General features: G+C 59.8%; 23 protein-coding genes and 1 tRNA gene. 14 read left to right on the plus strand and 10 right to left on the minus strand.

Annotation, left to right across the window (positions count from 1 at the left end):
• Positions 1-26 precede the first annotated feature (26 nt).
• From HMPREF2932_RS10535 to can, 4 genes are all read right to left on the minus strand, one after another.
• Positions 27-809, minus strand: coding sequence for a hypothetical protein (locus tag HMPREF2932_RS10535; RefSeq protein ID WP_070821069.1), 783 nt, complete (start codon positions 807-809; stop codon positions 27-29).
• A 103-nt stretch (positions 810-912) separates the two neighbouring features.
• A complete protein-coding gene (locus HMPREF2932_RS10540) occupies positions 913-1,704 on the minus strand; it encodes a hypothetical protein (protein WP_246818664.1) in 792 nt (263 codons plus the stop codon).
• A 48-nt stretch (positions 1,705-1,752) separates the two neighbouring features.
• Positions 1,753-2,325: a TetR/AcrR family transcriptional regulator gene (locus HMPREF2932_RS10545; protein ID WP_046649128.1), complete on the minus strand. Its 573-nt coding sequence runs from the start codon at positions 2,323-2,325 to the stop codon at positions 1,753-1,755.
• Between the two features lie 178 nt (positions 2,326-2,503).
• Positions 2,504-5,320, minus strand: a complete 2,817-nt coding sequence (gene can, locus HMPREF2932_RS10550) for an aconitate hydratase (RefSeq protein WP_210397782.1) — start codon at positions 5,318-5,320, stop codon at positions 2,504-2,506.
• A 303-nt stretch (positions 5,321-5,623) separates the two neighbouring features.
• Here can and HMPREF2932_RS10555 point away from each other — a divergent pair, with 303 nt between their 5' ends.
• The 3 genes from HMPREF2932_RS10555 to HMPREF2932_RS10565 all read left to right on the plus strand — a co-directional run bounded on the left by HMPREF2932_RS10555 (position 5,624) and on the right by HMPREF2932_RS10565 (position 10,559).
• A complete protein-coding gene (locus HMPREF2932_RS10555; protein ID WP_049157675.1) occupies positions 5,624-6,100 on the plus strand; it encodes an Rv1476 family membrane protein in 477 nt (158 codons plus the stop codon).
• 1,409 nt (positions 6,101-7,509) lie between these two features.
• Entirely contained in the window at positions 7,510-9,414 is a 1,905-nt protein-coding gene (locus HMPREF2932_RS10560) for a DIP1281 family NlpC/P60 protein (protein WP_070821071.1), read from the plus strand.
• Positions 9,415-9,440: 26 nt separating this feature from the next.
• Complete coding sequence (locus HMPREF2932_RS10565; RefSeq protein WP_046649131.1) at positions 9,441-10,559, plus strand: ferrochelatase; 1,119 nt, start codon at positions 9,441-9,443, stop codon at positions 10,557-10,559.
• On the opposite strand, the gene HMPREF2932_RS10570 is transcribed toward HMPREF2932_RS10565, so the two are convergent.
• Entirely contained in the window at positions 10,556-11,323 is a 768-nt protein-coding gene (locus HMPREF2932_RS10570) for a hypothetical protein (protein WP_049157678.1), read from the minus strand. The genes HMPREF2932_RS10565 and HMPREF2932_RS10570 overlap by 4 nt on opposite strands.
• Positions 11,324-11,356: 33 nt before the next feature.
• On the opposite strand from HMPREF2932_RS10570, the gene HMPREF2932_RS10575 reads away from it, so the two are divergent.
• Positions 11,357-12,205: a DUF3097 domain-containing protein gene (locus tag HMPREF2932_RS10575; protein WP_046649133.1), complete on the plus strand. Its 849-nt coding sequence runs from the start codon at positions 11,357-11,359 to the stop codon at positions 12,203-12,205.
• Here HMPREF2932_RS10575 and HMPREF2932_RS10580 read toward each other — a convergent pair.
• Both HMPREF2932_RS10580 and HMPREF2932_RS10585 read right to left on the minus strand, forming a co-directional pair.
• Complete coding sequence (locus tag HMPREF2932_RS10580) at positions 12,202-12,774, minus strand: hypothetical protein (protein ID WP_046649134.1); 573 nt, start codon at positions 12,772-12,774, stop codon at positions 12,202-12,204. The genes HMPREF2932_RS10575 and HMPREF2932_RS10580 overlap by 4 nt on opposite strands.
• Positions 12,775-12,811: 37 nt before the next feature.
• Positions 12,812-13,552: a TVP38/TMEM64 family protein gene (locus HMPREF2932_RS10585; protein ID WP_046649135.1), complete on the minus strand. Its 741-nt coding sequence runs from the start codon at positions 13,550-13,552 to the stop codon at positions 12,812-12,814.
• 296 nt (positions 13,553-13,848) lie between these two features.
• Here HMPREF2932_RS10585 and HMPREF2932_RS10590 point away from each other — a divergent pair, with 296 nt between their 5' ends.
• Positions 13,849-14,490 carry a DedA family protein gene (locus HMPREF2932_RS10590; RefSeq protein ID WP_046649180.1) on the plus strand — a complete coding sequence of 214 codons (642 nt, stop codon included), beginning with the start codon at positions 13,849-13,851 and terminating at the stop codon, positions 14,488-14,490.
• 118 nt (positions 14,491-14,608) lie between these two features.
• Here the strand turns inward: HMPREF2932_RS10590 and HMPREF2932_RS10595 are convergent.
• Positions 14,609-14,694, minus strand: a tRNA-Leu gene (locus HMPREF2932_RS10595).
• Between the two features lie 242 nt (positions 14,695-14,936).
• Here HMPREF2932_RS10595 and HMPREF2932_RS10600 point away from each other — a divergent pair.
• Complete coding sequence (locus tag HMPREF2932_RS10600) at positions 14,937-15,500, plus strand: YbhB/YbcL family Raf kinase inhibitor-like protein (protein ID WP_046649136.1); 564 nt, start codon at positions 14,937-14,939, stop codon at positions 15,498-15,500.
• 23 nt (positions 15,501-15,523) lie between these two features.
• Positions 15,524-15,919, plus strand: a complete 396-nt coding sequence (locus HMPREF2932_RS10605) for a hypothetical protein (RefSeq protein ID WP_046649137.1) — start codon at positions 15,524-15,526, stop codon at positions 15,917-15,919.
• Between the two features lie 15 nt (positions 15,920-15,934).
• Here HMPREF2932_RS10605 and HMPREF2932_RS10610 read toward each other — a convergent pair whose 3' ends face one another.
• Together HMPREF2932_RS10610 and HMPREF2932_RS10615 are read right to left on the minus strand one after the other, a co-directional pair.
• Positions 15,935-17,047 (minus strand): quinone-dependent dihydroorotate dehydrogenase, encoded by a 1,113-nt coding sequence (locus HMPREF2932_RS10610; RefSeq protein WP_071410115.1) that lies wholly within the window; start codon positions 17,045-17,047, stop codon positions 15,935-15,937.
• A 49-nt stretch (positions 17,048-17,096) separates the two neighbouring features.
• Positions 17,097-18,128, minus strand: a complete 1,032-nt coding sequence (locus HMPREF2932_RS10615; protein WP_071410116.1) for a YncE family protein — start codon at positions 18,126-18,128, stop codon at positions 17,097-17,099.
• A 102-nt stretch (positions 18,129-18,230) separates the two neighbouring features.
• Here HMPREF2932_RS10615 and HMPREF2932_RS10620 point away from each other — a divergent pair, with 102 nt between their 5' ends.
• The 7 genes from HMPREF2932_RS10620 to aspA all read left to right on the plus strand — a co-directional run bounded on the left by HMPREF2932_RS10620 (position 18,231) and on the right by aspA (position 24,392).
• The gene (locus tag HMPREF2932_RS10620) at positions 18,231-19,055 is read left to right on the plus strand and encodes an undecaprenyl-diphosphate phosphatase (protein WP_232745459.1); all 825 of its coding nucleotides are present in this window, start codon (positions 18,231-18,233) and stop codon (positions 19,053-19,055) included.
• 47 nt (positions 19,056-19,102) lie between these two features.
• Positions 19,103-20,347, plus strand: a complete 1,245-nt coding sequence (gene mshC, locus HMPREF2932_RS10625) for a cysteine--1-D-myo-inosityl 2-amino-2-deoxy-alpha-D-glucopyranoside ligase (RefSeq protein ID WP_071410117.1) — start codon at positions 19,103-19,105, stop codon at positions 20,345-20,347.
• A 24-nt stretch (positions 20,348-20,371) separates the two neighbouring features.
• Positions 20,372-20,755, plus strand: coding sequence for a hypothetical protein (locus HMPREF2932_RS10630; RefSeq protein ID WP_071410118.1), 384 nt, complete (start codon positions 20,372-20,374; stop codon positions 20,753-20,755).
• A complete protein-coding gene (locus HMPREF2932_RS10635; RefSeq protein ID WP_071410119.1) occupies positions 20,756-21,481 on the plus strand; it encodes an HAD family hydrolase in 726 nt (241 codons plus the stop codon). It abuts the gene before it with no gap.
• Between the two features lie 104 nt (positions 21,482-21,585).
• Positions 21,586-21,849, plus strand: coding sequence for a phosphoribosyl-ATP diphosphatase (locus tag HMPREF2932_RS10640; RefSeq protein WP_046649144.1), 264 nt, complete (start codon positions 21,586-21,588; stop codon positions 21,847-21,849).
• 73 nt (positions 21,850-21,922) lie between these two features.
• Complete coding sequence (hisG, locus tag HMPREF2932_RS10645; protein ID WP_046649145.1) at positions 21,923-22,768, plus strand: ATP phosphoribosyltransferase; 846 nt, start codon at positions 21,923-21,925, stop codon at positions 22,766-22,768.
• A 91-nt stretch (positions 22,769-22,859) separates the two neighbouring features.
• Positions 22,860-24,392 carry an aspartate ammonia-lyase gene (gene aspA, locus HMPREF2932_RS10650; protein WP_046649146.1) on the plus strand — a complete coding sequence of 511 codons (1,533 nt, stop codon included), beginning with the start codon at positions 22,860-22,862 and terminating at the stop codon, positions 24,390-24,392.
• Positions 24,393-24,460 lie beyond the last annotated feature (68 nt).

Consider the following 24,460-nt stretch of genomic DNA (forward strand, 5'->3'; position numbering starts at 1 on the left):
GCGTCCCGATGGCACGCTGTTGAGCGTTAACCTTTTACCCAGTTCTGCTCAGCAAAAGACAGCGCCGCCTCGATGTTCTTCTTGCGCAGACCATGCTGGAGTTCTAGTTGCGGTTTGTCCGAGTCGGCGCGGTATCCCACCACACTCCAGCCGTTATTGTGGTTGAAGTCAACGGTTGCGACGAGGGGACCATCGGCGAGCAGCCGGCCGCGAAGCTTCAGCCAATTCGGGTTCGGAGCGATGAACTCCGCAGTCATGCCCTTTGTCAACGAGCCGTCTGGCTGCAAGATGAGTATCGGGGCGGTGTAATAGTAGTCGGTGTTGTCGTTGTAGTCGACGCGGCGCTTGTAGACGAGCTCCCCGATTAACGCAGGACGGTACTCAACCCACCCATTCGCCCAGGCGGTCCGCAACCTAGTTCTCCTTCCCCAGCGACCCCGCACGAGCATGACTCCGACAAAGATGAATACCAGTGCGGCAAGCCCGTTGATAATGCTGGCTATTGGTATCCCGCCGTTCGTTCCGTCTGCGCCCGGAAATAGGACAAAGAGGAATAGCACATGGAACACTGTGAAGAATAGGGACATGACACCCATGGAGATGAAGATGAATCCAAAGATGATCGCGCCGAGATTGGCTTGGCCGATCGGTCGCCCGACACTATTGATAGCTTCGCGTATACCGCTGCGGTCCACGTTAGGGTTCGGCTGCTGATCATGCTCCTTTAACTCCTTAGGCGCGAGGGAGCCTGCGCTGACTGCATCAAATTTCAGCGGTGACCGAGGCAATTGAATAGAAGATTGCGTCATGGATCACAGTGTAAAGGGGTTAGAGCTGCCTTTCTCGTCGGTTCAACACCCAATGGGGAGTAGGACCCGTGTTGGGCGGCGGGCCAACCAATCGAACAGCGGCTTAGCGCACCCAATGCTGTTCGGCGAATTGGAGAACGGCATCAACTTGGCGGCCGGTGAGTCCATTGGAGAGTTCCGCCTCCGAGCTCGTTCCGTCGGTGCGGTAAGCAGCGACGGTCCAGCCATTATTGTTCGCAGTATCCACGGTAGCGATCCGGGAGCCCTCTGCCAGTGCAGCGCCACGTGATCTCAACGAGTTCGGGTTGTTTGCGCGGAACTCTCCGGACATGGCCTTCGCCATTGTTCCGTCTGGTTGAAGGATCATGAGCGGCGCGGAGTAATAGAAATAGGTCCGTTCACGATCGTCGGGACCTTCGGTTTTGCTGCGCAGGTAAACCAACTCACCGATGAGAGCGGGACGGTATTCTACCCAGCCATTGCGCCACGCGGTGCGCAGACGCCGAGCTTGACCGATCTCCTTGAGGATGTTCCACAGGCTCACAGCGAGAAAGGTCGCGCTGAGGAAACACAAAATGATAGGGATTAACGAAAATATGCCGATGTCAGAGAAGCTGAATCGCGGAGGACCAAAATCACCAGCGAAGAAAGAGATCGACATCTTGCACATAAATAGTCCAACTAGACCTATGATGACCCAGACTGCCAGGTCGCTGAGCTTCAGGCGCCCAGGCTGGGGCCCAGCCTCCTCGATGACCTCGCGGATCCCTGAATTATCCATTCGGGGGTTCGGCTGAGCATCGTGGGCACGCTGTTCTTTCGGGGCAAGCCGGGGTGTGGCGTTGAGACTAATTCCACACTGCGTCCGCGGAAGCTGTAGGGGAGTATGGTCCATGCGCCACAGTGTAGCGTCAACCACACTCCGGCACTGAGTGTTAAGCGCTTAGTGATCGGCGTGTGGGCCACGAATCGATTGCTCTACTAAGGACAACACCTGTTCTAGATTCTTCGTGTCCCCGAGGGCCAGGCGGTTGATAAAACCGTCCATGAAGGTCTCCAGATAAGTTACGAGGGTATCGATGGAGACGTCGTCGCGCAGCCGGCCCTTCTCAGCGTTTGATTCCAAGCGCGCGCGAACCGCCTTATCCAAAACCTGCTGCTCTTCATGCCACCGAGCAGCGAAGGAGGGATCGGTGCGCAACATCGAGGTCACCGCGAGTCTGGTGGCGAGCCAATCGTGGCGCTCTGGGTGACGCAACATCTCGCTCATTACCTCAACGAGACCGTTGTTTGCTACAACCTCGGCTTCGCGGGCCGCGTCTTCCCGGGCCAGGGCCAAAAAGAGAGACTCTTTATCGCCGAAGTGGTGAAAGATAGCCCCGCGCGATTTGCCTGTGGCTTCTTCGAGACGCCGCACCGTCGCGCCGTCGTAGCCGTGCTCAGCGAAGCATTTACGTGCGCCAACCAGAATGTCATGGCGGCGGCGGTTCAGTTCGGAGTCGCTCATAATCGGCATGGTTGGGGAAAAGCTCCTTAAGCACGGCTGGGGGATAGACAGGTGACAGAAGTATGAAGGGATGAGGGGGGAGAGAAGCAGAAAGGCCAGCCAGCACTCGATGTTGCTAGCTGGCCTATCCGCCTAACTATGCAGGCCGCACCGTATCCGGGGAACCTGCATGGTGGGCAAGGTTGGTTTAGGCCTTGACCATCTGGCGTAGAACGAACTGCAGGATGCCGCCGTGGCGGTAGTAGTCGGCCTCACCAGGCGTGTCGATGCGAACCTTGGCATCAAACTCAACGGTCTCGCCGGATTCCTTGGTGGCGGTTACGTGAACCGACTTCGGAATGCCGCCCTCGTTGAGAGCCTCGATACCTTCGATGTCAAAGGTTTCGGTGCCGTCCAAGCCGAGGGACTCGTGGGACTCGCCCTCCGGGAACTGCAGCGGAATAACGCCCATACCAATGAGGTTCGAGCGGTGGATGCGCTCGAAGGACTCAGTGATGACAGCCTTCACGCCAAGTAGGTTGGTGCCCTTAGCAGCCCAGTCACGGGAGGAACCGGTGCCGTACTCCTTACCTGCCAGGACAACCAGCGGGATATCGGCTGCCTTGTAGCTCTCGCAGGCGTCGAAGATGAAGGCCTGCGGTGCGCCTTCCTGGGTGAAGTCGCGGGTGTAGCCACCAGCGACGTCGACCAGCTGGTTCTGGAGGCGGATGTTAGCGAAGGTACCGCGCATCATGACCTCGTGGTTACCACGACGGGAACCCAGGGAGTTGTAGTCCTGGCGCTCCACACCGTTGGCATCGAGGTACTGAGCGGCCGGGGTACCCGGCTTGATGGAAGAGGCCGGGGAAATGTGGTCGGTGGTCACGGAGTCACCGAGCTTAGCAAGAACGCGAGCGCCCTTGATGTCCTGAACCGGTTCCGGCTCAGTCGGCATGCCGTCGAAATACGGTGCCTTGCGGATGTAGGTGGAGTCCTCGTTCCACTTGAAGGTCTCGCCCTCCGGAACGTCCAGGCTGCGCCATGCGTCGTCACCCTTGAACACGTCGGCGTAGTCAGCCTCGTAGAGCTCGCGGGAGATGGCCTGCTGGATGGTGTCCTCGATCTCCTGCGGGGAAGGCCAGATGTCCTTGAGGAAGACATCGTTGCCATCCTGATCCTGGCCCAGCGGCTGGGTCTCGAAATCGAAGTCCATGGTGCCGGCAATAGCGTAGGCAATGACCATGATGGGGGAAGCCAAGTAGTTCATCTTGACGTCCGGGGAAATACGGCCCTCGAAGTTACGGTTACCGGAAAGCACCGCGGTAGCAGCCAGATCATGCTCGTTGATGGCGTTGGAGATCTCCTCCGGCAGCGGGCCGGAGTTACCGATACAGGTGGTGCAGCCGAAGCCGGAGAGGTAGAAGCCCAGGGCCTCCAGATCCTTCCACAGGTCTGCGCGCTGGAAGTAGCCATCGACAACCTGGGAACCCGGAGCACAAATGGTCTTAACCCACGGCTTGGACTTCAGGCCCTTTTCAGCAGCCTTACGTGCGATAAGACCAGCGCCGACCATGACGGACGGGTTGGAGGTGTTGGTGCAGGAGGTGATGGAAGCGATGGCAACCATACCGTGGTCCAGCGTGTACTCGCCGCCGTTCGGGGAGGTGACGGTCACCGGGTTGGACTGGCGGCCGGAGCTGCCCTTAGCAGCGGACTCACCCTCGCCTGCGCGGGATTTGTTCAGGCCACCGGTCACGTCAACGAGGGAGTTCTCGTCGCCGCCCTCGGCGGTCATGCGCTTGGCCTCAACGGTGGATTCGTCGACGACGACGTCACCGGAAGCGTAGGTTGGCAGGTCCTTACGGAACTGCTCCTTGGCCTCGGAGAGGAGGATGCGGTCCTGCGGGCGCTTCGGGCCAGCGATGGACGGCTTCACGGTGGACAGGTCCAGCTCGAGGTACTCGGAGTACTCTGCCTCCGGAGCATCCTGCTCCAGCCACATACCCTGAGCCTTGGCGTATGCCTCGACGCGGTCGATCTGCTCCTGCGGGCGGCCGGTGAGCTCGAGGTACTTGATGGTCTCCTCGTCGATCGGGAAGATTGCAGCGGTGGAGCCGAACTCGGGGGACATGTTACCGATGGTGGCACGGTTGGCCAGCGGCACGGCCTTCACGCCGTTGCCGTAGAACTCAACGAACTTCTGAACCACGCCGTGCTGACGCAGCATCTCAGTAATAGTCAGAACAACGTCGGTAGCCGTCACGCCGGTCGGAATCTCGCCGGTGAGCTTGAAGCCCACGACGCGCGGGATCAGCATGGACACCGGCTGGCCCAGCATCGCTGCCTCTGCCTCGATGCCGCCAACGCCCCAGCCCAGGATGCCTAGGCCGTTCTCCATGGTGGTGTGGGAGTCGGTACCAATACAGGTATCCGGGTATGCGAGACCGTCGTTGTCGAAGACCACGCGGGAGAGGTACTCAATGTTGACCTGGTGGACAATACCGGTTCCCGGGGGAACAACGCGGAAGTTGGAGAAGTTCTCAGCACCCCAGCGCAGGAACTGGTAGCGCTCCTGGTTGCGCTCGTACTCGATCTCAACGTTCTTCTCAAGGGCCTCGGTGGAGCCGAAGGCTTCGACGATGACGGAGTGGTCAATAACCATCTCGGCCGGGTTGAGCGGGTTCACCTGGTCCGGCTTGCCGCCGAGTGCGGTGATTGCCTCACGCATGGTTGCGAGGTCCACCACGCAAGGGACACCAGTGAAGTCCTGCATGAGAACGCGGGCCGGGGTGAACTGAATCTCAGTATCCGGCTCAGCGGACGGATCCCAATTGGCCAAAGCGTTGATGTGATCCTTGGTTACGTTCTTACCGTCCTCGTAGCGCAGCTGGTTCTCAGCCAGAACCTTGAGGGAGTACGGAAGCTTCTCCAGGCCCTCGACTGCGTTGATGTCAAAGTAGTCATAAGACTTACCGTTGACCTCAAGAGTCTTCTTGGCGCCGAAGGAGTTCAGGCTTTCAGTCATAAGGAGCTCCATTCCTTGCTTTTCGCTTGTGGGTTATCGAACACTTGTCGAGGGTTCGTCGAACTATCCGACTAGCACTGACCCTTCAGGGGGCCAGGCGTGTCGACGATCTTTGAACGCGCATGTTCTCTAATACATTGTAGATGTAAGAACCCTCGGTCGACACCACTATAACAGTACGCGCGTTCTGTTTCATCCATTTTGGGGGTAGCGGCGCGTCGCGAAGCTTGTCCGGGTCCGGCGGTTTAGGCTCGACCACGAATCTGGGGAACCGAAGCGCTACAAGACAACGAGGAGTGGCAGATGATCCCGGCGGACGTAAATGTAGACGATATTGCCGCACAGCTGTCAGCCGACGGCGTTGCCTTCTCTAATCCGGAGCTGGCGCTTGACGACGACCTCCAGGCCCACATCTCAGCCTCATTACAACCCGGACACGGTATCGCAGTGGTTGACGTCTTCCCGGAGAAGATTCCGGATCTCCGCGACTTAGCGACAACCCTCCAGCAACAGACAGGGCTAGACACTGTCATCTTGCAGGCGCCCATGAAGGTCTCCGCGGTGAGCAATTCTTATGACCGCGCAACCTTGGAGGCGGCCGAAGATGCGTTGCCAACCGGTCTCGATCAGGTCACGCTGCTCAATGATTTCTATGCCACCGCTGACCATTTTTCAGCACCATGGGGAATCATTCTGGGGCTCCTTTTCTGCCTCGCTTCGGCCGTCGGATGGATAGCCTTCCGCGCGTCTGCTCGGCACAATTTGATCGCCGAAAAATAGGCGGAATAACTACGGCGCGCACTTCGCTACTCGTTGGGGCCTGACGGCAGGGGAGTGGGGAAGTGGCAAAAGTCAACCACTATCCCTTTACTTTCGAAGCGGGGGAGTGGTTTGCGTCGCGCGCCGAACGGCAAGTTATCCGTGATTGCGGGGCTTGCCAGGCCGTGAAATTTCACCGAGGGTCAAATGGCCCGCTAGAGCATCGTGCCCCAGTCCGACATGAAGGACGGATGTAGCAATCTGGGGCAATCACGAGAGCGGTCGGTGAGACAAGCCTCAAGGCGTGACGCCACACACGCACTGACAGGCCGACTTGGAAACAGACCTTGGGAGCGGGCGTTACCTAAAAGTGACAAACATCACAATCACACCTTGGTAACAAAGTCATTGCAGGTTAGGTGCTCCTGTCATGCCCTGTGGCCGCACGTGGCTGATGTGAAAGTTGAGGAAAGTGTGCGAGATGGCGTGTCGGTGACGTATGGTTCACGTATCGACTCACGGGTTGACTATTGCTCCATACGTTCATGGACCAAGCCTTGACTCTCAATTGATTTGTCGCACGGGTATGTGGGGAAGCACGCCACGAGCGAAGGGAACAGTTGGGGTTCACCGCCTGGTGGATGAACGTCGTGTCGCTGCTGACGCGAGTAGCAGAACAGTTTGCTCGAGGCAGTCGGTACCAGTGTTCAACTTTTAAAAATCGAAACACCTACCTTCCGAGTGGAAGAGGCTTCACACACTTCATTGTGCGCGTCTTTGTAGCGGGCAAGAAGCGGCCGTATGCTCTTCCGGTTTCCGGTTGGGTGCCAGCCATGGAGGCGGGCACTTGTGCCATGTGGGCGCGAGTTGCTGCTTTCACGAGCGCGGCGTCCAGCGAGGAGGAACCGTGAGAGACGTGGCCCTCAGCCAGATGTGTGCCCCTTCGTCGTCGGATCGCGGCTAGTCCTAGGCGTACTCGCTATCGAGCGAGGGACGCTCTGCAACTGGAAGATTGGGTCGGCGGTCTGATGAGACGTTGGTGCATACACAGCGCCCGCGCAGTACCTTTAGTGTCTCCGTTGTTGGCAGGACACAGTGCCCTTTAGGGGCACGAACGCAGGAATACTCCTGCCTGCGCCAGGACGTACATGCCTCGTTCGACCACTCTTGTTCGCGTATCCATCACCGCTTCATCAGCCTCGAAGGCGTAACTCTAGGAAGCGTACGGCTTTCCTTAGGCACGCATGCAACCTTTCAGCTTCGAAGTGGTGGGGGAGGCGACGCACCCCGCAGTACCTACTCGCTATTGGCGAAGAAGCAACCTCAAGTCCCAGCGACGTTTTCTGCTGCCGCATCCGGCTTCGCCCAGCCATGAGGAAATACTGTAGGGATGCACAACTACATGGGTAGGTGTCTAGGAGATAACTCTCGTGGCCACCACATCATCCTTCGGCTTCCGGCGCTTCAAAGCAGCCTTCGCTGCTATTGCGACCACTGCAGCCTTATCTACTGCCTCCTCGCTCACTCCTGCAGTGGCGGCGGAACCTGAGCAGCTCAACATTGACTCCCTGCTATCCTCCGATAATCCGTCCATCGCTGACCTCGCCGGCGCTATCGCGCAGATCGAGGAACGTATCGCTCAAGCTGAAGCGGCCATCGGTATCCAACGCGAATCTGTGAACCGGGCGCTCGTCGATCTCAACGACGCTCGGACCAAGGCGGCCCAGGCACGCCAGGGGACCACGACGGCGCGCGAGCAACTCGACGCCGCGCAGGCGGATGTCGCGGATGCGCAAGCAAAGTTGGACGAGGTCTCACGTTCGGCCTACCGCCGCGCCAATACCTCCGACACCGTTGCGCATGCAGCAGGTAAGGATGCCCGCTCGGATATGCTTGAGCGTCAGTCCTATCTACGTTCACAATCCGATAAGCAACAGGCCGTGTTGCGTGACTTGGAAAAGCAGCGGACGGAAAAGGCCAATAAGGAATCTCAGCTGCGTAAGACCCAGCAGCTTGCTGAGGAGCGCGCAGACCGGGCCGCCGATGCCGAGACCGCGGCACGCGATCAGCTCACCGCCTCCGAAGCCTCCATCAAGGATTCGGCATCCGAGCGCGATGATCTTCTCTCACAACTCTCCGCTCTCCATAAGGCCCTCAATCAAGCTAAGGGGGTTGACGAAAATGAAGTGTCAACCCCTGAGGCTGGAACAGAGGTCAACGATGGAGCGTTGACTTCGGAGGTGCAGAGCGATACGCAGGACGCCACCGAGGCCACCGACGACGCCGATGAGCCCACGGTAGTCCCGTCCGAGCCCGCCAACACAACGACTGCCGCCGAGTCCACGACCAACGCACCGGCTGGCCCTTCGGCCTCTGATGCCAAGACTCCTACGCTCCAAGCACAGCGCTCGACCCCTGCGGCCTCTGCGGAGGAGATGAAGGAACTTTCAAGCGCTGCAAACGCGGTTGCTTCGGATCCAAACGTGCAGGAGCTGTCTTCTACTCGCGCAACGGGCTCTGAGAAGAAGGAGACAGGGCAGCCCCGAGGCGGCAGCTCTTTTGATCCGGGTGACATCGATCCTGAGACTGTTGCCCTCGGCATCGGCGTAGTTGGAACCGTCGCCTCGATGGTGGCGGCGTCCCAGCCTAACCACAACAACAGCTTGACCCAGGACGAGATCGACGCGCTTGTGCAGGGCTCTTCGAAGCTGTTTGCTCTTCAGGGCGAAGGCGAGAGCACGGGGTCCACGGCAGCGGGATCCACCGAGACGTCGACGAGCGAATCGGCATCCACAACCACGGCCACTGAGGACGAGGATTCTCTTGCCTCCGATGTGTCCGGCGTCCTAGAAGAGCTTGATACCACCGACAGCGTGACCAAGGAGGCATCGGCAACGCTGGGCGACGCCTCCCGCGAAGCAAAGATCGAGACCGTGATTGAGCGCGCCACCTCCCAGGTCGGAGTTCCGTATGCGTGGGGCGGCGGTGACGCAAATGGCCCTACCAAGGGCATCCGTGATGGAGGCGTTGCAGACTCCCACGGTGACTACAACAAGGTTGGTTTCGACTGCTCGGGTCTGGTTCTGTATGCCTTCGCGGGTGTGGGTATCTCCTTGCCGCACTACACCGGTTACCAGTACCAGAAGGGAACGAAGATTTCTCCGAGCGAAATGGAGCGCGGCGACCTTATCTTCTATGGCCCGAACGGCAACCAGCACGTGGCGATCTACCTTGGTGATGGCACCATGGTTGAAGCTCCCCAGTCTGGCCAAAACGTCAGTATCACCCCAGTACGCCAAGGCGGCATGGCCCCCTATGCCGTGCGCCTGATCTAACAAGGCGCGTTGCTAGACTGGGCTGTATGACTGACACACTGCGTACTGCCCAGGGCAACGCCCACAGCACCGATTCGGTGCCCTCCTCATTTGACGCCCTCCTCGTTCTTTCTTTCGGTGGCCCGGAAGGAAACGAGGAGGTTGTTCCATTTTTGGAGAATGTAACCCGCGGCCGTGGCATTCCCCGTGAGCGCCTCGAAGAGGTAGGGGAGCACTACTTTCATTTCGGCGGCGTGAGCCCGCTCAATGCACTGAATCGAGAGATCATCGACAATATCTCGGCAGAGCTTTCGGATCGCGGACATAATCTGCCGGTCTATTTTGGCAACCGTAACTGGCATCCCTTTGGGACAGAGGCCGTTGACCAGATGGCAGCGGACGGAGTGCGCAGCGTCGCCGTGTTTGCCACCTCGGCCTGGGGCGGCTACAGCGCCTGCCGGCAATACAACGAAGACATCGTTGCCCTGCGTCAGCACGTTGAGGATAAGAACCTTCCAGACATAACCTTCACCAAGCTGCGCCAGTTCTTCGATCACCCGAAGTTTGTAGAGGAAATGGCTGCCGCTGTCCGGGAGGCCTACACGCAGGTTCCGGACGACAAGCTGGCTAGCACTCGCATGCTCTTCACCGCGCACTCAGTGCCCACGGCACACGATGCGGTTGGAGGTGACGAAGGGGATAAACATATTTACTCCCGCCAGGTGGCGGAGGCCTCTCGCCTCGTCGCCGAGGCCGCCGGCGTTAAGGACTATGACCTCGTGTGGCAATCGCGCTCTGGTAACCCGGCCACACCGTGGCTGGAACCAGACATCGTAGACCACACCACACGGATCCACGAAGAGGAAGGCGTCGACGGCGTCGTCGTCTGTCCCATCGGATTCATCTCTGATCACATGGAGGTGATCTGGGATCTCGATTCCGAGCTCAAGCAGGCCGCCGATGCGATGGGCGTCAGTGTCTACCGCACCCGCACCGCCGGGCCGTCTGAGCGCTTTGCATCGCTGATCGTGGATCTGATCGAGGAACTAGAGCAGGGCAGTGTGCCCGCGTCCCTCGGCGAGGTCACAGTGCAGGGGTGCACGGTCAACGGCGAGCCCTGCGCCGATGGTTGCTGCGATATTTGGTCGCTGCGCAAGCCTCACTAGCGTGCGAATTCGCTTAACGCGTAGGCCACTCCCGCCATGCGCGCTTGGCGGATGTGGCGCCACAGGCGCAGAAGCTGCGGATCGAGGCTGTGGTCTTGGACTCGATCAGTCACCGTCTCGATAATGGCAGCAACCCGGTCAGCCCGAGCAAAGAGCTTTGCCGCACGCCCCGGCACCGCTGAGGGCAAGCCCGGGGTGTCGTAGAAGTCGCTCAGCGTACCTACGGTCAGCCGCGGGTTGGGGAGAGCATCGCTGCGATACCCCGTTGCTTCGATGAGAGAGGCCGATTCATTCGTTGCAGTGCTCAGCAGCGCATCCGCTTCTCCTGGGCTCAGCCACGCGGGCGAGGGCAACGGGTCCGTTTCCTCAATCACCGTCCACCGCGTCACACCTGCGATGTAGGTGGGGATAAGCACTAAATTCCTATCAGGATCGTTGGTGCGCACAACGATGGCGCCGGCCGGGTTTTCGACCGCAGCTTGAGCGGACTCGGATCCCGCCGGAAGAGCCGGCGCTTCGCCGGGCCCAGAAAGGACCAGCCGCAGCAATGGCTCGCGTTCACCGCGCTCGATGATCGCGGCCGACTCGCGCCTTAGAAGTGACATAACATTAACGAAAGGCTTACCGTCAGCGGCTACTTGCTCGCCGCCAAGCTCAGTGAGAGCGTCGAGGAAGTCATCGGTAGATTCCTGGCCCCACAACCACGCTCCAAGCCACACGGCAACGTTTTGTAGAGGGGACCAAACTTCGGCGCGCATATCCATGGCTGGACAGTGTAGACGATAGGGTAGACCGCTATGAGCTTGAATTCCCGGGACCCCTATGGCGGCGATATTTTTGCCGGACATGCACGCAACAAGAAGACGGAGTACCCCGAGGTACCCGCAGAACCAGGCATGGTGGTCGAGGTTCGCGGTGATGATTTTGTGGGAGCGGTCTTAGGCGTTGACAAGACCGTGTGGGGCCCAGTAGTGCGGCTCGAGGATCGGCACGGAAACGCACGTGTCTTCAAACTCGTCAAAGGTGGATTTTTATTGGAGGGACAGCCGGTTACGCTGACCCGCTACGTCGAAAAGCAAGCACCCCGCAAGTCCAATTCAGGATCACGCCGCGTGGAAAATGTGGAAGCGAAGGTAGCCGCGCCATCACGCATTTGGGTCGAGGGCATCCACGATGCCGCCATCGTGGAAAAGGTGTGGGGCCACGACCTGCGCGTGGAAGGTGTGGTCGTCGAATACCTCGAAGGTCTGGACAACCTCGAGGAACGTCTCGCCGAATTTCAGCCGGGCCCTGCACGCCGCGTAGGGGTTTTGGCGGATCACCTTGTCGAAGGATCGAAGGAGACGCGGTTGACGCAGACGGTCGGCGAGCACGTGCTCGTTACCGGGCATCCCTTCATTGATATCTGGGCAGCAGTCAAACCTGAGCGCCTCGGGCTGCGAGCCTGGCCGGACGTGCCCTTTGGAGAGGACTGGAAGACTGGCATCTGCCGCCGTGTTGGATGGTCTGACCCTAAGGAAGGCTGGAGCCGCGTCTACAACGCCGTGACGTCATTCCGGGATCTGGATTCCACGCTGATCGGTGCGGTAGAGCGGCTCGTGGACTTCGTCACCACACCGGAGCTGAGCAAAGAGGATTTACTCTAATCCGCATTTGCTCGGTCGATGAGGTTGACCGCCAGCTGGCAGCCGGCGGTCTCTGCCGCCCAGCCCGCAGCTTGCAGGCGTTGGGACATCGCCTGTTTGGATATGCCCAGTTCTTCAGCGGCCTCATTTTGGTTCAGCCCGCCGCGTACCAGCGAGGTGGCCTCGCGGCCCTCCATCGTGCGCTTGTTCAAGACAAAGCCTAAAAGGGCGAAGGCCGCCGCAATATCCTGCGCTTGCTGTGCCCGCCCGCGACGATCCACCTTGGCGTAGACGTGCCCCGCACGAGCGGAGCCTTTGACCGCGGCGGTAGCCACCGCCCGAGTTTCGGCGTCACCGGCCCCTTGGCCGGGGATAACTCCGATGCCGATGGCCCAATCACCGTCCGCGAGCAGCGCCATCACAACATCGCAGACTGCGGAAGAAGAATAGGCCACGGCGCAGATATCCTCGACACCGAGAACCTCGAATTCACCAATGCCTTCCAGGGTGGACAAGGCAGCGGCGGAGCGTTGAACCAAATCAGCTCGGCGTACCGAGCGGCCGCGGTAACGGGCGTGGACTGCTAGCACAGTGCGGGACTCCTTCCAGAGAGAAACAAGGCCCAGTCTACCCCTTGCGCTTGACCGAGCCGCGCGTTCCGGGGGCAAGAGGCAAACGCGTGTCAAGAATGAGCCCCGCGGCCCCGAGCGCGGCCGCTAACAGGAAGGCGACAATGGTGTAGGGGCTCGTGGAGCCGGTGAGCGCATCCCCGAAGAAGACGCCGATGGCGGTCGTGGGGATAGAGCCGATGAGCGTGGCTACGGAGAAGTGCATGACCGAAATGGGAGTCAGCGCGGCGACATAGTTGAGTAAGGAAAAAGGAACTCCCGCCACCATCCGCAGTGACGCTACAGCCAGCCAGCCGCGCCGGTCGAGTCGAGCGTTGATTGCGTACACCGCTGGGTGCGTGAGGTGCGGACGAATCCACTCACCGAGCAAGCTGCGCACAATGAGCAAGGAAACGGTAGCGGAGATGGTCAGCGCCACGAGAGAGATGGCCAACCCCAGCCACGGACCGAAAAGCAGGCCAGCGGCGAGCGTCCATACAGTTCGCGGGATGGGAAACTGCGTAAAGAAAACATAGGCCCCTGTAAAGGCCACAACGAACCAAGGCCCAAGGTGCTCCGACCACGAGCGCAGCACGGCGAGCGAGGGGACGTCGACAAGCACGGCACCTACAATCAACGCCGCGCCGGCAACGATTACTGCTGCCCACCGCTTCCAGCTCCAGCGACGAAAGCTCTGCCATGCCGATCGTCCCAGTGACACGAAGAAGTCACCGACGCTGCGCACCCAACCAGTTTTCATAGGGCTTCAAGCCTAGCGCTACAAGGCTGCTGATCCCTCATTCAGGCTGCATGAAGAATACTCGCGCCCAGCGCTAGCGGGGAGGAAATAAAAGCAGATATCAACGCCGTCTAGGGAGGGGCTGGCAGTTTCGCCCCAACTTGCTGGCAAGCCCCAATCCAGTGCATACGATATGGACTTCGCGGAGGATACTGAAGAGCGGTGCGCATCCGCACTGCTTTCTTTTCGTGTCTGTCCTGACACCGATGATCTTTTTGGAGTGGATCTTGGACTTTCTTCATAACCTCACGTCCTATATGGACGCGGCCACCTTACTCGAAGCGTTCGGGCCGTGGGTGATTGGCGGAATTGCGCTCGTTGTATTCATCGAATCAGGCGTGCTCTTTCCGTTTCTTCCGGGAGACTCCCTTCTGGTGACCGCCGCGATTCTGCGCCACGATCTCCATGTCTCACTGTGGCTGCTTATCACCGTGGGTATCGTGGCTGCTATTGCAGGTGATCAAGTGGGCTATTGGATTGGCCACCGCTTCGGGCGCGGCTTGTTTCAGCAGGATGCACGGCTCCTCAAGTTGGAGTACCTTAACACCGCGGAGAATTTTTTCCGCAAGCACGGCCCTCTTGCTTTGGTGCTGGGACGGTTCGTTCCGATCGTACGTACCTTCATCCCGGTGGCTGCCGGGACGGCCGGGATGCGCTATAAGAAGTTCATTGGCTGGAATGTCAGCGGGGCAGTGGCTTGGGTGCTTTCTATGAACCTCGTCGGCGTCTTTCTGGGCAATATTCCGGGCATCGCCAACTCGATTGAGAAGATCATGCTGCTCATTATTGCGCTGTCAGTAGCTCCCATTGCGATCAAGGCAGTACACAGCTACGTCACGTCGAAGAAGAAAGCCACGGTGGTCGAAGAGCGGGAACCCACTATTACTACAGCGGGATAGGGGATTGTGCGGGGCCTCCGAGTCGGGGCGCCCGCGGCCGCCGGCCGGACCAACGAAAGCAGGAACCCCGTGTCTCACATCATCTTTTCCGATGGTGCGAGACACGGGGTTTCGGTTGTGCCCGAGGGGGGACTTGAACCCCCACGTCCGTTAATAGGACACTAGCACCTCAAGCTAGCGCGTCTGCCATTCCGCCACCCGGGCTAGGGTGTTTGTTCAGCCTCTCGGCTGGGCACTCGAATACTGTATCCCGAACCGGTGCCACTTCACAAATCAGCACTACACGCCATGTTTTCACGCTACTTTTAAGGGTTGAAAACACACCGGTGAAAGTACGTTGTTCGTTAGCGCTTGCGCGTGCCGGACGGTGCACCCGCAAGCCCTGTATATGGCGTCTGCACCCTAAATCGGCGCGCTGAATATAGCTTTCCGGTACAAAGGGATCTATGACTAGCAACACTTCAGATACCACCGTGAACTACGCCACTGACTCTCGTTTCCCGGGCCCGGACCCTTACGCACCGTTGGGAGATGTCCCCAGCTTCACCGTGACGTCCTCTGACATCGAGGAAGGCTCAGAGATCGCGGAGCGTTTCCGCGCGCCTGAGAATGTGTCCCCGCAGCTGTCGTGGTCCGACGTACCGGAGGGAACTAAGTCCTTCGCCGTCACCTGCTTTGATCCTGACGCACCAACGGGCTCAGGTTTCTGGCACTGGGCGGCTTTCAACATTCCTGCCGATGTCCGCGAGCTACCTACTGGTGCCGGCTCTGCTGAAGACCTCGGCCACGACGGTGTCATCAGCCTGCGAGGCGATAGCGGCCAACGCGTCTACTACGGACCCCAGCCGCCAGCCGGGCATGCTCCGCACCGCTACTTGTTCGCCGTACACGCCGTTGACGTAGAAAAACTGGACATTGATCCGGACGCCACTCCAACGGTCCTCGGTTTCAACCTCTTCTTCCACACGCTTGGCCGTGCGGTTACCTGGGGCTGGTACGAAGCCCACTAAAAGGGCCAATTACACTCATCACAATGAGTAAGAATCCGGAGACCAACCCCACCACCGACGGAGTAGACATCCCCGCCGCCCTGCGCGTGGGCGGCGCCTTCATGCTGCTGGCCGCCGTGCTCGCGCTATTCGGGCTCGTATCCATATTTACCGACGGCTGGGGAGCTACCTTCGAATGGACATGGCGCCGCCTGGCCATTGTGGGTGCGGCGCTTCTCGTCGGCGCATTCAGCACCCAACGCCGCGATCAGCGGGGCAGCCGCGAGCAGATCATCGCCCTGGTCCTGGCGCTCGTCCTCATCATCGCCAGCCGGGCGCTTCCCAACACGGTTCTCACCACGATGGGCCAGTACGTGGTCTTCCTGTACGCCGTCGCAGCAGGGTTGTGTGCGGTCATTATCCGCCGCACCTTGCGCTAGGACCGCCGTGGCGGTCTAGTCCGCCCATTCCAGGCCGGAACCTACAGCCTCCGAGATGTTGCTCAAGCCGTGAGCGTGAATCTGCTGAGCAATGCCACGGTGGATGTCGCGGATCCAATCCGGGCCGCCGTAGATCAGGCCGGTGTAGCCCTGCAGCAGCGAGGCTCCTGCGGTGATACGCTCCCACGCCTGCTCCGGGGTGGAGATACCACCGGCCGAGATCAGAACCAGCTTATCGCCCACACGGGAGTGGAGGCGCTGCAGGACCTCCAGCGAGCGCGCAGCCACCGGAGGGCCGGACACGCCGCCGGCTCCCATCGCCGCGACCTCCTCAGCCGGGGTTACCAACCCCTCGCGTGAGATGGTGGTATTTGTGGCCACAATGCCTGCTAGTCCAACCTCTACGGCCATATCAGCTACGGCATCAATATCTTCATCGCTGAGGTCCGGTGCAATCTTCACCAAGACCGGCGAGGACGTCGATTCCACCACGGCCTCCATAATGGGGCGCAGGGATTCCACCGCCTGCAGGTCGCGCAGGCCCGGGGTATTAGGGGAGGAGACGTTGACCACGACATAATCGGCCAGATCCCCTAACACTGATGCGCATTGGCGGTAGTCATCCACCGCATGCTCAGCTTCAGTGACTTTGTTCTTACCGATGTTGATGCCCACGACATCGTTAGAGCGGCGCTTGCGTAGGTTGCGGGCAGCCACCAGCGCGCCCTCGTTGTTAAAGCCCATGCGGTTCAAGATGGCCTTGTCAGCCTTGAGCCGGAAAAGTCGGGGAGCTGGATTGCCCGGCTGCGCCTTCGGGGTGATGGTACCGAGCTCGGCGTATCCGAAGCCGATGGGGGACCAGACGTCGGCAGCCGCCGCATTCTTATCAAAACCTGCGGCCAGCCCCAGCGGGCGCGGGAAGCGAACGCCAAAGACCTCTTGTGCCAGGACCGGATCAGTGACCGGTACGACCTTGCCCAGCGCACGGTTAAGCGGCGATGCGACCTGGAGCGCGGCGAGACCGCCATTGATGATGCCGTGGATGCGTTCCGGGCTGAGTTTGAACATTCCCTTCAACGCGGCCTGGTAGACCGCGTGGCGGGCACGGTGGAGAGCTGGGTACTGCATGCGGTGTCCTTAAAAAAGTCGAAGATGAAAAGAGGCGGGATGGCGAAATCTAGCGGGGTGTCGCGTCGAGTTGCGGATCGCTGATGAACTGGAGGCCGTCACCGCTAGCTGAGGCGGTGACGAGGGTGCCGTCGCCAAGCACTGCAACGTTGTGAGCATCCGCCACCGTGGCCATGCTGCCGACGGACTCCGGAACACCCGCAGCGACGGTGAATGCGTGCAGCAGGTTGTTGTCAGTGGTGGTCACCCAAGCCAAGGAACGCTCTGCGTCCCAGGCCACGCCCCACGGCGTGCCCTCAGTGTTTCCGTACTGGTGCAGGCGAATGACGTCGCTGGCGGTGTAAATGGCCACGCGTTTGCCCACTGTATCTGAAGCTACGACCACGGCGCCCTCACCGCCTGCGATCTGACCCACACCCTGGCCTACACGAAGGCGTCCGCCCGCGCGGTCCTTCTCCCAGTCCAGCGACTGAATCGTGGAGTCCTCCCTTAAGACGCGGACGATGCCGTCGGCGCCATCCGGATTGGGGACGGAGATGAGCTGATCTGAGCCGGCCTCCACCGTGATGTCGGTGGTGCGTTCGCCGTCCGCATAGACGCCGATGGTGGTGGATTCCCCAGAGCCAACGAAGACCTCGCCGCTGGAGGCCTCTGTGGCCACCGTCACCGGCGTCTCCTCATCCACTGCTAACTCCTGGGGGGAATCCGGCTTCTGGGGATCAAAGACCAGTACCTTATCCCCACAGGCGAGAAGGAAGTGCTGGTCGGAGGCAGTCAGGTCGCCACATTTCGCATCGACGGATACTGTGGTGGCCTTCTCCTCGGAGAAGTCATCGGCGGTGCCTACGGCGAGTGACTCATCGGTGCGAACTGCAAGGACGTCACCGACTGCGGCGAGATCCGACACGGCATCGAAGGGGACGACGTTGCCCACCGGCTTGGTGGCCGCCGGGGAGGAGGCGGGTTCGGCCTTGCCATAGACCGCGGAATTGGGATCTGCGCCAACACCAACCGTGGGATTGCAGGCGGCAAGAGCGCAGGCGCTGGTGAGAAGGGCAGAAGAAAGCAGAACACGACGCATTTTCACGATCCCTCATCCTAGCAGTCAGCGTGGTGGAAACCGGAAGCCATGGACCGCGCTAGTAGGCTGTCGCGGGTGACTACAACAGCGACAACTGAAGCCATGACATGGATGCAGGTCATCATCCTCTCCCTCGTCCAAGGCCTCACCGAATTCCTGCCCGTGAGCTCTTCCGGACACCTGCGCATCGTGTCCACCCTGTTTTGGGGCCAAGACGCAGGCGCCTCCTTCACTGCGGTTATCCAGCTCGGCACCGAGTTGGCAGTGATCGTGTACTTCGCGGGAATGATTTGGCAGATCCTCAAAGGCTGGTTCATAGGTCTCGTGCGCAAGGACCAGCGTGGCCAGGATTACCGCATGGGATGGATGGTCATCGTCGGTTCCATCCCCATTGGCATCCTGGGCGTGCTGGGCAAGGACCTGATTAGGGATAACCTACGCAACCTGTGGATTACCGCCTCCATGCTCGTGCTCTTCTCTTTCGTTTTCATCATCGCCGAGAGGGTAGGGAAGAAGGAACGCAGCTTCGAGGAACTGACGATGCGCGATGCCATCGTCATGGGCCTGTGCCAGTGCTTGGCACTTATCCCAGGTGTCTCGCGCTCGGGAGGAACGATTTCGGGCGGCCTCTTTTTGGGCTTGGATCGCGAGGTGGCGACGCGCTTTAGCTTCCTCTTGGCCATTCCTGCGGTCATGGCTTCGGGGCTGTTTTCGCTTGGCGACGCCTTCGGCCCCACCGTGGGGCAGTCTGCCACCGGCGCCCAGCTGCTCGTCGGCACGCTCATCGCGTTCGTCGTCGGCTATGCGTCTATTGCGTGGCTGCTGAAGTTCGTGGGCAGCCACTCCTTCGAATGGTTTGCGGCCTACCGCATTCCTGTCGGGCTTCTCGTCATGCTGTTGCTGGGCCTCGGGGTTCTTGCCCCCTAACCGGCCATGCGCCCGCGGCGGTGGGGTCACACGTTAGGATGGTGCCCATGCAATCTTGGCCCGTCCCGCACATCGATTCCGTCCCTGGCGTCCCGTCGCCGCTTCACCTCTATGATTCCGCTGATGAAGAGGTAAAGAAGCTCAACATCAAGGGGGAGACCGCCACGATGTATGTCTGTGGCATTACCCCTTATGATTCCACTCACCTGGGCCATGCAGCGACCTATCTCACGTTTGATCTGATTTACCGCCAATTGCTGGATAACGGCTACACCGTGAATTACGCCCAGAACATCACCGACGTGGATGATCCGCTCTTCGAGCGCGCTGAGCGCGACGGTGTGGATTGGCGCGAACTGGGCACCTCGCAGATCAATCTTTTCCGCTCGGACATGGAGCTGCTCTCCGTGTTTCCGCCTCAGCACTTCGTCGGAGCGATGGAGGCCATCGACGAGATTACGGTCATGGTGCAGGCGCTTCTCGACGCCGATGCAGCCTACGTTGTCGACGATCCTGAGTTCCCGGATATCTACGCTTCCATCGAGGCCACGAAGAACTTCGGCTACGAGTCGAATTATTCCCGCGAGCAGATGGAGACCTTCTTTGCCGAGCGCGGCGGTGACCCGGACCGTCCCGGCAAGCGGGATCCTTTGGATGCGCTCATTTGGCGCGCCCACCGCGAGGGCGAACCCGCCTGGGAATCTCCGTTTGGCCCGGGGCGTCCGGGCTGGCACATCGAGTGTTCCGCCATCGCGACCAACCGGCTCGGGTCCAGCTTTGATATCCAGGGCGGCGGATCGGATCTGAAGTTCCCGCACCACGAATTCTCCGCGGCCCATGCGGAAGCAGCGTTGGGTGTGGAGCGGATGGCCCAGTCCTATGTGCATACCGGCATGATCGGCTTGGACGGCACCAAGATGTCGAAGTCATTGGGCAACCTGGTGTTCGTCCACAAGCTCGTCGAGGCGGGCGTCGACCCTTCGGCCATCCGTCTCGGTGTCTTCGCCGGCCACTATCGAGCCGACCGTGACTGGTCCGATGCGGTCCTGAACACCGCGCAGGAGCGGCTGGAGCGCTGGCGGGCGGCTTCCCGCACGGCAGGCAACGTGGGGGAAGTCAAGGAGGTCGTGCACCACGTACGTCGTGCCTTGGCCGACGACCTCGATACGCCACGTGCCCTTGAGGTCATCGATCGATGGGCAGATAAGGCACTGCAGGATGCTGCTCCGGATGAGGAGGCGTCCAGCTTGCTGCGCACTGCACTTAATTCTCTGCTGGGCGTGCGCCTCTAGACAACTTCAGGCATGATTTAGCTCATGACGATTCGCGCCGAATTCCAGCCCACCGTAGATGAGTTCATGTCCAACCTCGAGTCCTTTGCCACCGGGGATTACCTCAAGGAAGAGGAAAAGGAGTTCTGGGAGGCACCGTTCGATGCAACGGTGCTCCCGGATCTTCGCAACATCCTCGAGTCCTTCCTCGATGATCTGGATAAGCTGCCCGATGATCCGGAAGGCGGGCTGTTGAGTTCAGCGGTGCGCCCCTCCGTGGAAAAACTCGCCGCCTTCAACCGAAAGAATGCTGACGCGGTGCTGGAGCCGGAGGAAAAGGAGGAGCTCACCGAGCTTATCCACTCTGCCTCGGCGGCGACCGGCGCGGATGACGATGCCTTGGCACAGCTACCGGAACTGGATTTTTAATTGACGGATAGCGAGCAGGCTGCAGGTGCCACCCGTCCCGCAGCGATCTTCTGGGACATGGATGGCACCCTTACTAATTCCGAGCCCCTTTGGGAGCAAGCCACCTTCCACCTCTCCGAAACGCTGGGACGCCGGCTCACGCCGACGGAGCGCTTGGCCACGGTAGGCGCCACGTTCGAGGACACCTTGACCATCTGCGCCGATAAGGCGGGCGTCGTGCTTCAGCCGGGAGATACCGAAAAGTACCGTCGGCTCATGTTCGACTATGTCAAGTCCCTTTTCGCCGAACACCTCGAGATTTTCCCGGGTATTCCGGAGCTGCTTGGTGAGCTCAAGGAGCTGGGTGTGTCCATGATGGTGACCACGAATACCGAACGTTACGTGGCTGACTCCGCGATTGCTGCTTTAGGCCGACACTACTTCGTGGACACGATTTGCGGTGACGAAGTCCCGCGGGGCAAGCCCGCTCCGGACATGTATGCCGAAGCTGCCCGCCGGGTAGGCGCCTTACCGCAGGATTGCCTGGTCTTTGAAGATTCTGCAGCCGGCATGCGCGCGGCTGTCGACGCCGGCTGCACCGTTATCGCGTTGCCCGAGGGCGACCACGTTGCGGTACCGGAGGAGGCGACCGTCATCACCGAGTTGCGCGGAACCCAGCACCGCCATCTCGACGGCGCTTCAGCCGCCGACGTCCACGACTGGTACAACCGCCTACGCGCACTCTAGCCGCCGCGGATTCGCTGCGGGGCGGTGGAGCGGTTGACTCCTTCCGTCGGGATTTCGGCTAGGGAGGAAGCATTTTATGCAGCAGTGTGGAAGAATAAGCCATTGTGAAGAATTTTGAGAGCCTGTTTGAGGAATTGTCCCAGAAAATCGCCGAGCGCCCTGAAGGCTCCGGCACCGTGGAAGCTTTTGACAAAGGGATCCACCACCTGGGCAAGAAAATCATCGAAGAGGCTGGCGAAGTGTGGATTGCCGCAGAGTATCAGTCCGATGAAGAGCTCGCCGAGGAGATGTCGCAGCTGCTGTACTGGCTCCAAGTCATGGCCCACAAGCGTGGCCTGAAGCTCGAGGACATTTACACCTACCTCTAATCGGCCGCCCAGTACGAGGGCTTCCAGCAGTTTCAACAACCAGCGCAATCACCGTAGAAAGCACCGCACACTCATGATCAAAATCGCCGTCCCTAACAAAGGCTCTCTGTCCGAGGCCGCTCTGGAGATCCTCAAGGAAGCAGGATATAAGGGCCGTGGTCACAATAAATCGTTGAACGTAGTGGATGAGGACAACGGCGTCGAGTTCTTCTTCCTGCGTCCGAAAGATATCGCCATTTATGTCGCGCAGGGTGTCCTTGATCTCGGGATTACTGGCCGCGACTTGGCTCTCGATTCGCGCGCGAAATTCAACGAAGTCTTGGACCTCGGTTTTGGCGCCTCGACGTTCCGCTACGCAGCACCAGCGGGGGAGCAGTGGGATGTTCCGAAGCTCCAGGGCAAGCGCATCGCCACTTCGTACCCTAACGTTGTGCGCAATCACCTCAGCGCGAATGGAATTGAGGCTGACGTCATTCGCCTCGACGGAGCGGTAGAGATTTCGATTCACCTCGGTGTCGCAGACGTGATCGCAGATGTTGTCTCAACGGGAACTACCCTGCGTCAGCAAGGGCTTAAGCCCTTTGGCGAACCCATCGTTTCTTCCGAGGCGGTCGTGATCAAGCGCGAGGGCGAAGAAGTCACGGCCGAAGAGAACGTTGTGCTCAGCCGCATTCGCGGAATCCTCAACGCCCGCCACTATGTCATGCTCGATTACAACGTGGCGGAAGAGAAGCTCCCAGACGTCGAAGCTGTGACCCCCGGCTTGACTGGTCCCACCATCTCACCACTGGCACGCGAAGGGTGGGTGGCTGTGCGCGTCATGGTGCCCCGCAAGCAGGCTAATCAGGTGATGGACGCGCTGGAAGGGCTTGGCGCCGAGGCAATCTTGGCTTCGGATCTGCGAATTGCCCGCTTTTAGGGGGAGAATCCAAGCATTTTATTCGCGCTCCTAGCTACGATGGGGGCTGACCATCATCGTTCTTCGATTTTTATGCAAGGAGTCAGCCCCGATGGCAAAGACAACTAAGAAGGATGCTCAGCCGGAGGCCAAGGAGACCAAGGACGTGAAGTCCCAGGTCGAGGAAAAAGCCACCAACAAGGCTCCGAAGTCCCCGTCCAGCAAAAAGACGCGTACTGAGACTGATCTTCTCGGCTCCGTAGAGGTTCCGAGCGATGCGTACTACGGCGTTCATACGCTGCGCGCTATCGAGAACTTCCAGATTTCCTACGTGACCATCAACACCATCCCGGATTTCATCCGCGGTATGGTGCAGGTCAAGAAGGCTACCGCGATGGCTAACCGCCGTCTGCACGTCCTTCCTAAGAAGAAGGCAGAGGCAATCATCTGGGCTTGTGACCAGATCCTGGAAGAGGGCCGCTGCATGGACCAGTTCCCGCTGGATGTCTTCCAGGGTGGCGCTGGTACCTCCCTCAACATGAACACCAACGAGGTTGTAGCCAACCTGGCACTCGAGTACCTCGGTGAGGAAAAGGGTTCCTACGACGTCATCAACCCGAACGATGATGTCAACATGTCCCAGTCCACCAATGACGCATACCCCACCGGCTTCCGCTTGGGCATCTACTACGCCATGGAAGACCTCATCGAGCGCATCGATACCCTGCAGGCAGCATTCCACGCCAAGGGCAACGAGTTCGTTGACATCCTAAAGATGGGCCGCACCCAGCTGCAGGATGCCGTTCCGATGACCCTTGGTGATGAATTCAAGGCCTTCGCGCACAACCTTGCGGAAGAGCAGGCCATCCTGCGTGACGCCCAGAAGCGTCTGCTGGAGATCAACCTCGGCGCAACCGCTATCGGTACCGGCGTGAATACCCCGGCCGGCTACCGCCACCAGGTCACCGCCGCATTGTCCGAGGTCACTGGTCTGGAGATTAAGACCGCCCGCGATCTCATTGAGGCAACCTCTGACTGTGGCGCTTACGTACTGCTGCACTCCACCATCAAGCGTGCAGCAATGAAGCTGGCCAAGATCTGTAATGACCTGCGCCTGCTGTCGTCTGGCCCCCGCGCTGGCCTGGCCGAAATCAACCTGCCGCCGCGTCAGGCTGGTTCCTCCATCATGCCGGGTAAGGTCAACCCGGTTATTCCGGAGGTTGTCAACCAGGTCTGCTTCAAGATCTTCGGCAACGACCACGTCGTCACCATGGCCGCTGAGGCAGGCCAGCTGCAGCTCAACGTCATGGAGCCGGTGATCGGTGAGGCACTGTTCCAGTCCATCCGCATCATGGGCAACGCCGTCGACACCCTGCGTGAGAAGTGCGTCGTGGGCATCACCGCCAACGCTGACGTCTGCCGTGCTTATGTGGAGAACTCCATCGGTATCGTCACCTACCTGAACCCGTTCATCGGCCACCACAACGGTGACCTCATTGCCAAGGAGTCCCTGAAGACCGGCAAGGGAGTCAAGGAACTGGTTCTGGAGAAGGGCCTGCTCGACGAGGAAACCCTCAACAAGGTTCTGTCCGTGGAAAACCTCATGCACCCGGAGTTCCGCGGCCAGCTGTACATCGACGAATAAATCGTCGCCCAGCACTAGCGAGAGCGAATCGCTCATGCTGTACAACACACGCCCGCGCTGCCTCAATG

This window comes from Corynebacterium sp. HMSC074H12 (genome assembly GCF_001813755.1).
Taxonomy (GTDB): Bacteria; Actinomycetota; Actinomycetes; order Mycobacteriales; family Mycobacteriaceae; genus Corynebacterium; species Corynebacterium hiratae.

What these genes read in the sequence shown, in the direction of transcription:
- HMPREF2932_RS10610 (WP_071410115.1), bottom strand. Translation starts at nt 17,047, where the DNA reads ATGCAGTACCCAGCTCTCCACCGTGCCCGCCACGCGGTCTACCAGGCC.
- HMPREF2932_RS10630 (WP_071410118.1), top strand. Translation starts at nt 20,372, where the DNA reads ATGACGATTCGCGCCGAATTCCAGCCCACCGTAGATGAGTTCATGTCC.
- HMPREF2932_RS10590 (WP_046649180.1), top strand. Translation starts at nt 13,849, where the DNA reads ATGGACGCGGCCACCTTACTCGAAGCGTTCGGGCCGTGGGTGATTGGC.
- HMPREF2932_RS10600 (WP_046649136.1), top strand. Translation starts at nt 14,937, where the DNA reads ATGACTAGCAACACTTCAGATACCACCGTGAACTACGCCACTGACTCT.
- hisG (WP_046649145.1), top strand. Translation starts at nt 21,923, where the DNA reads ATGATCAAAATCGCCGTCCCTAACAAAGGCTCTCTGTCCGAGGCCGCT.
- aspA (WP_046649146.1), top strand. Translation starts at nt 22,860, where the DNA reads ATGGCAAAGACAACTAAGAAGGATGCTCAGCCGGAGGCCAAGGAGACC.
- HMPREF2932_RS10555 (WP_049157675.1), top strand. Translation starts at nt 5,624, where the DNA reads ATGATCCCGGCGGACGTAAATGTAGACGATATTGCCGCACAGCTGTCA.
- HMPREF2932_RS10545 (WP_046649128.1), bottom strand. Translation starts at nt 2,325, where the DNA reads ATGCCGATTATGAGCGACTCCGAACTGAACCGCCGCCGCCATGACATT.
- HMPREF2932_RS10615 (WP_071410116.1), bottom strand. Translation starts at nt 18,128, where the DNA reads ATGCGTCGTGTTCTGCTTTCTTCTGCCCTTCTCACCAGCGCCTGCGCT.
- HMPREF2932_RS10585 (WP_046649135.1), bottom strand. Translation starts at nt 13,552, where the DNA reads ATGAAAACTGGTTGGGTGCGCAGCGTCGGTGACTTCTTCGTGTCACTG.
- HMPREF2932_RS10570 (WP_049157678.1), bottom strand. Translation starts at nt 11,323, where the DNA reads ATGGATATGCGCGCCGAAGTTTGGTCCCCTCTACAAAACGTTGCCGTG.
- can (WP_210397782.1), bottom strand. Translation starts at nt 5,320, where the DNA reads ATGACTGAAAGCCTGAACTCCTTCGGCGCCAAGAAGACTCTTGAGGTC.
- HMPREF2932_RS10575 (WP_046649133.1), top strand. Translation starts at nt 11,357, where the DNA reads ATGAGCTTGAATTCCCGGGACCCCTATGGCGGCGATATTTTTGCCGGA.
- HMPREF2932_RS10535 (WP_070821069.1), bottom strand. Translation starts at nt 809, where the DNA reads ATGACGCAATCTTCTATTCAATTGCCTCGGTCACCGCTGAAATTTGAT.
- mshC (WP_071410117.1), top strand. Translation starts at nt 19,103, where the DNA reads ATGCAATCTTGGCCCGTCCCGCACATCGATTCCGTCCCTGGCGTCCCG.
- HMPREF2932_RS10605 (WP_046649137.1), top strand. Translation starts at nt 15,524, where the DNA reads ATGAGTAAGAATCCGGAGACCAACCCCACCACCGACGGAGTAGACATC.
- HMPREF2932_RS10540 (WP_246818664.1), bottom strand. Translation starts at nt 1,704, where the DNA reads ATGGACCATACTCCCCTACAGCTTCCGCGGACGCAGTGTGGAATTAGT.
- HMPREF2932_RS10565 (WP_046649131.1), top strand. Translation starts at nt 9,441, where the DNA reads ATGACTGACACACTGCGTACTGCCCAGGGCAACGCCCACAGCACCGAT.
- HMPREF2932_RS10620 (WP_232745459.1), top strand. Translation starts at nt 18,231, where the DNA reads ATGACATGGATGCAGGTCATCATCCTCTCCCTCGTCCAAGGCCTCACC.